Origin of the sequence: Microcystis sp. M090S1 (assembly GCF_020246295.1) — a bacterium.
Taxonomy (GTDB): domain Bacteria; phylum Cyanobacteriota; class Cyanobacteriia; order Cyanobacteriales; family Microcystaceae; genus Microcystis; species Microcystis aeruginosa.
Genome location: NZ_JADBTF010000079.1, coordinates 1 through 3,382, shown reverse-complemented (window position 1 = coordinate 3,382; position 3,382 = coordinate 1). Strand labels below are relative to the sequence as shown.

Sequence of the window (3,382 nt, the reverse complement as noted above, 5' to 3'; positions counted from 1 at the left end):
CTAAATCCTTATCTGGCAAGAGACTTAATTGATTAGTTCGCTCTAGATCAAAAACAATTGACAAAAATCGCCAAATGTCTTTCTCTATAAGAGTTTCATTCCTTATAATCCTGTACGTTGCATAAGACAAACCGAAGAACCATCTGGGTTGTAATAAACCCACACCTGTCAGCATCCCACACCCCATCTTCCCACTTCCCCCGATTGAGTTAGCGAGTTCGGCTTCGATCTGTCAGAATACAAGTGTTGAAACAAACCCTTTAAGAGGCTTCATGGTGGAAGTTAAAGTCGTTCCCCCGAAACGCAATTGGGTTCAGACGTGGTGGCAATCCCTGAATTCCCTATCTCGCTTACTGGTGATTGCTCTAGCTGCACCACTTATAGTTCTGAATGTCTGGGCATTATCGGCAATTTTTGGCTATTTTGAATCTTTATTTGTTATTTTACTGATAGCGGCCGTTCTATCTTTTCTCTTGGGTTATCCGGTGACTTGGTTGGAACGTCAGGGATTAAAACGGGGTTTAGCTGCGATCGTGGTTTCCCTGATCACGATTTTAATTTTTGTGGCCGTGGGCATAACCCTAGTTCCCTTAGTCTTCACCCAAGCACAGCAATTTGTCAACAGATTGCCGGAATGGTTAGACTCGGGACAGCGCCAACTGATGCAACTAGATACCAAAATCGACACGATGAATCTGCCGATTCCGATCAGTTTCGATGGTGTTATCGCTCAGTTTAACAGTCGTTTAGGGGCAGAATTGCAAATTTTAGCGGGAAGAAGCGTTAATTTAGCCCTTAATCTCACCGTTTTTACCGTGGTGCGGGTGCTTGATGTGCTGCTAACCATTATCCTCACCTTTTATCTACTTCTCCACAGTCCCGATATCTGGAGGAGTATTATCCAATGGTTGCCCAAACCCGTCCAACAACCCTTTTCCCTAACCCTACGCTTAAGTTTTCAGAATTACTTTGTCGGACAGGTAATTTGCGCCACCTGCATGGCCCTGGGATTAGTCACGGCCTTTTTATCGATTAAAGTCCCTTTTGGTCTACTATTCGGTCTGTTGATTGGTACCATGGCCTTAATCCCTTTTGGGGGAACTGTAGGCATTGTCACGGTGACAGCTTTACTAGCTTTGCGCGATATTGGTTTAGCTCTACAAGTTTTAGCCGTGGCTGTAGTGGTGCAGCAAATTGTCGAAAATGGCATTGCTCCCCGGATTTTGGGCAGTGTCACCGGGTTAAATCCCTTTTGGGTGTTGGTCTCGGTCTTGACGGGGGCGCGAGTGGGCGGTTTACTGGGGGTGATTGTCGCGGTTCCCATGGCAGTAATGATCAAGGAAGCTTTGGAGGTTATCCGTCAAGTGACACCAGAGGAGACAAAACACGGGATGATTAAACCCTCTCTCCCCCTAGAATCAGAATCCTCTAGCGAGGTGGTTTCTCGCTGAAGAATGACTGACGGCATGATCTAGGGCGATGTGAGCAGTAATACTGGACGGTAGAAATCGGCAATTTTCTCGCAGGTTCTTGGCTTTTCTCTCTCGATCGAGTTATCGAAAATTTGGGTTGAAAACCCCGTCCTTTTAGGACGGCTTTGTGTTAAGATATTACTGGTCTAAAAAACCCGCCCTATCATAGATACTCCTTCAATAAATATACTAGGTTGAAATTCCTGCAACGGGTTGACGATGAGTAAGGGGAAGCTGACGGCCGATGGTAACTCCATGCTAGAGGCAAAACGTACCCTAGGTCGGTATGTACAAACCAAAATTAAATTAGTCACCGGAGGGCATACGTTCGACTTTAACTGGACGGGTCGAAAGTGTCAGACTTAAGCAATTAAGCGTTTTTCGCTATCTGCGTCAACCCCATTGACGCGACCATCCTAAAAAGGTGGCGTGGCGAGGAATCACCGTCCGTTTACGGCGGTGAGGATGTCAGGATATCTATATTGGTAGATTAATTCCACTTGCCCTGATCGCCGTCCCTGACGGATGCCTTGCTGGTCTCTGGGGCCTGGCTTATTGGGAGATTAGCTAACCAATTATCTCTAAACTCCGATAATTTTAAGAAAAGGTCAATGTCTATCCCGATAAATAAGCAAAAAATCGATATTTTGGTTAAATAGGCTACATTAACAGCCAGCTTTCTATCGTAAGCTCAAAGTTAAGACATAAAGTCAATATCACCCTCCGATTGCAATGAAAAAATGTTTGGATCGCTTAAGGTTTAAGCCTTTCAGACATTTTTTTTGTGGATTGAGCTAGTAAATAATACTAAATCCGTTGAGTATAGGCTACATATCAGGATAGGCAAGAGGCAAGAGGCACTCATGCAAAAGGAGGAATAGATAATCAGTCTTTAATAACTGGATTTAGTATAAGCTCAGTTCGCGATCAGACAAGGAAGCCGTTTTGATCTAAGCTAGGGCCGATGCTATAGGCTGCTAGAGAAGAACTAATCTAGGGTAGGCAATGCTTGCACCCACAGTGTAACAGGGACGAACACCAACAGACCATGATCTGGAGAGATCGTCAAGAAAAGTATCAGAGGGAACTCCTGGAAAAAAATGGGTAAAATATAATTAGTAGGGAGAATATTGCTGTTAATGTGTCGCTTTCTCGCGAGACGTTAACCAAGCCCAAAGGCAAAAAATAGCAGTAATTTGCTAAAAGCTCAAGGCCGATAGCTTACTGCTCTATATATCTCTCGTATTCTTTACTTGTCGAGTTCAACACGACCCCTTTATGGAATCAAGCAACCCGTCAGGGAAGACTTCCGAACCTCCTAGTCATAGGTGGGCCAATTTACTCGGAACCATGATCGCAATTCTGACCCTAACGTTACCCTTGTTAGCGATTGGATATAACTCCACGCCTAACTATACCGAAGAACCCCTTACCGGTAACACATCCTACTCCCTAACGAGGCAAATGAGGTGACAGAATTGAGATAGACGATTGCCAAAATAAAAATTTTTTTCTTCGTCCCGATCCCCCTTATGAGTAAAATTTGGATCGGAGTTAATCAAAGTGTGTTTTAATTTTGCTTGCGCTTTTAGATGACTCTAAAGGCGCTATCTCAAGGTCGCGAGAGGACTCCCGTTAAACCGCGTAGCGGTTAACGGGAGATGAATCGCCACCAGAATAAAACTAACGCGGTAGGGTTTCCATTTTTGGGGAGTTTTGGTTCTCGACGTATTTTTTTAGTTGTTCGACGGTAACGCCGCCACAACTAGCCACGAAATAAGCTCCCGTCCAAAAATAGGGTTTGTTGTCGAAATACTTTGCCGCCAAATCTGGAAATTCTTTTCTAATTAAGCGACTACTAACTGTTTTAAGGTTAGCGATTAGTTTGGATAAAGCGATGTCAGGCTTGT

Annotated in this window: 3 protein-coding genes; 2 read left to right on the top strand and 1 reads right to left on the bottom strand. The window is 44.3% G+C overall.

Going from position 1 to position 3,382, the window contains the following annotated elements; translation table 11 throughout:
- Window positions 1–272 precede the first annotated feature (272 nt).
- Window positions 273–1,451 carry an AI-2E family transporter gene (locus IM477_RS03505; RefSeq protein ID WP_287730543.1) on the top strand — a complete coding sequence of 393 codons (1,179 nt, stop codon included), beginning with the start codon at window positions 273–275 and terminating at the stop codon, window positions 1,449–1,451.
- Window positions 1,452–2,750: 1,299 nt separating this feature from the next.
- Window positions 2,751–2,945, top strand: coding sequence for a TLTLP motif-containing protein (locus tag IM477_RS23275; RefSeq protein WP_012267246.1), 195 nt, complete (start codon window positions 2,751–2,753; stop codon window positions 2,943–2,945).
- A 210-nt stretch (window positions 2,946–3,155) separates the two neighbouring features.
- Here IM477_RS23275 and IM477_RS03500 read toward each other — a convergent pair.
- The coding region (locus IM477_RS03500; protein ID WP_287730542.1) for a transposase at window positions 3,156–3,382 on the bottom strand (227 nt) is incomplete at its 5' end.